Source organism: Microcoleus sp. AT3-D2 (assembly GCF_036705715.1).
In the GTDB taxonomy this organism is placed as follows: domain Bacteria; phylum Cyanobacteriota; class Cyanobacteriia; order Cyanobacteriales; family Microcoleaceae; genus Microcoleus.
Map to the genome: position 1 here is coordinate 1 of NZ_JAUBVE010000171.1, position 2,334 is coordinate 2,334.

2 protein-coding genes and 1 pseudogene are annotated in these 2,334 nt (G+C 37.7%); 1 reads left to right on the top strand and 2 read right to left on the bottom strand.

All coding sequences use genetic code 11. The features are described from left to right. Nucleotides 1–224: 224 nt before the first annotated feature. Nucleotides 225–620, bottom strand: coding sequence for a transposase (locus tag QUB44_RS31355; RefSeq protein WP_445299947.1), 396 nt, complete (start codon nt 618–620; stop codon nt 225–227). 23 nt (nt 621–643) lie between these two features. Then, the gene (locus QUB44_RS30540; RefSeq protein WP_333373610.1) at nt 644–1,069 is read right to left on the bottom strand and encodes a winged helix-turn-helix domain-containing protein; all 426 of its coding nucleotides are present in this window, start codon (nt 1,067–1,069) and stop codon (nt 644–646) included. A gap of 93 nt (nt 1,070–1,162) precedes the next feature. Here QUB44_RS30540 and QUB44_RS30545 point away from each other — a divergent pair. Beyond that, nucleotides 1,163–2,261: pseudogene (locus tag QUB44_RS30545) on the top strand (ISAs1 family transposase); the annotation flags it as partial. Nucleotides 2,262–2,334 lie beyond the last annotated feature (73 nt).

The following is a 2,334-nucleotide window of genomic DNA, read 5'->3' on the forward strand; positions in this document are numbered from 1 at the left end:
TTCTTCCATGTCACTTAATTTATCAGATTTTCTCCGCTTTTTGGGCTATTTCTCTTCTACCCCCCCTGAACGGTTACATGCCAATCAACCCAATAATTCAAAGTTTTACCTAAACTTGAGCAAACTCTTAAGGATAACACATATTTTTTTGGCAAGAGGTCTATTTATTATACATCGCTGATGTTATTAAATTTTTATTCCTAAATAATACCAATTTTCAAAAATCATGCAACAGTAGCTAGGGCTGAAAAAATGTAATCCCATCCAGTTATAGATGCTATTGTCTCTGTAGAAAATTCTTTAAGATAAGCGCAAACTTTTTCTTTAAGACCATCTAAATCATCATAAATGTCCCAACTCAGTTCTTGTTTAATGTGCTGCCATACTCTTTCGATTGGATACAATTCAGGGCCTCCGGGTGGTTGGAATATCAAGATAACATTATCTGGTATTTTTAGCTTACTGCCATGATGAAATCTCCCATTATCTAATTGGATAATATTTAAATTATCCGGATATTGTTCTGCTAATTTATCTAAAAATATTTGAAAGCAGAGACCATCTAAATGTGAGAACTCTAACCAAAAATTTTCTCCTGTTTTCGGGGCAAGTGCCCATATAAATAGAAGGCTTTAAAAGTCCATTAAACTTTACCTTTTGGCTTAACTCCCAAAGCTGTAATTATTTTTCTCTCAATCGTTTTTAAGCCAATTCTAGTTTCATCTTGAGACCAATACTTGACCCCATTTTTTGCTGGATCAGGAGTCGTATACTCTAACCAGCAAGCCATTTTCAGCAATTTATTGAGTGTATTTTTGAAAGCGATAGCTGCTTGCTCATCTTTTTTTATACTGGAGCGTCTTGGTACCTTGAGTTTAGCTTTCATTCGATAATGTAAGTGTTTGTATAATGTGTGATAATTGAGTGATATTTTATAGTTGTTTTCCACCCATTTCGCAATTTGCTTATAACTCTTGAATTCACGTGACTCATCACTTAACTTTTTTGACAATCCAGCTATTACGCCCAGGGTAAGCTCATCTAATTTGGTATAAATTGTACTTGACAAAACAAACAAAATACACAGGGAAACCCGCTCGTCATTAACGGTTCTATAATGCCTCAAAAGCTAAGTCATCAAGGTAAGGAAAAGTTTATGGGTATGAGTAAAGGATTCGCTCCCTCCAAGCCAACAGCAAAATCCAAAGAGCTCAACAAGCCAAAATCCATCTCTATCGAAGATTTACAAGCTGGCTTTTCAAATTATTTTGATGACGTACCAGACCCTCATAGTGGAGCGAACCAAACAACATTTACTCAAAGACATTCTCGTCATTGCCCTTTTAGCGGTCATAGCCGGAGCCCATGGGTGGGAAGACATGGAAAATTATGGAATCAGTAAGCTTACCTGGTTACAAAAGTTTTTAAAATTACCCAATGGCATCCCGAGTGATGATACATTCCGTCAGGTCTTTGAAAAGTTAGACCCCAACATGTTAGAGCAAAAATTGCGAACATGGATTAACCAATTAATCGGTTCAATTAGCCAAGAAGTGATCCCGATTGATGGAAAAAGTATGAGAGGATCTTATGACCGACAAAAAGGGGTAAAAAACTTACATTTAGTGACGGCGTGGGCGAGTGAACATCGGTTAGTCTTGGGACAAGTCAAAGTTGAAGACCATTCAAATGAAATCACAGCGATCCCGGCATTATTGGAATTAATTGACATCACCGGAGCCATTATTACGATTGATGCGATGGGGACACAAACCGAGATTGTGCGGTTGATTCGTCAGAAAAAAGCCGATTATGTAATCACTTTAAAAAGTAATCATCCAACTCTTTATAATCAAGTTAAAACCTGGTTTGAGATGGCGAAAGCTCAAGAGTTTGAGGGAATTGAAGTGAGTCAGGATTCCCGAACAGAAAAGGGACATCATCGCGTCGAAATTAGAAAAGTTTGGGCGGTGCCATTGGCGGCATTAGGAGGACTTTATAAACAAGAACAATGGACAGATATTCAGACTATTGTTTGTGTAGAACGAGTCCGTCATCTTTGGAACAAAACGACTCAAGAAGTACAGTTTTACCTAAGTTCTTTACCAGTGGATGCTCAGCTTAATGGTCGTGTAATTCGTCAACATTGGGGGATTGAAAACCAAGTTCATTGGACTTTAGATGTCACTTTTAATGAAGACCAATGCCGCATTCGGTCGTTAAACAGCCCTCAAAACTTGGCTCTTCTAAGACGAATGGCAGGGTAAACGCATCTTAACTGGAACCCAAAATATGCTACAGTTAAATCCGACTAAGTTTCAATGTAGTTTGTTG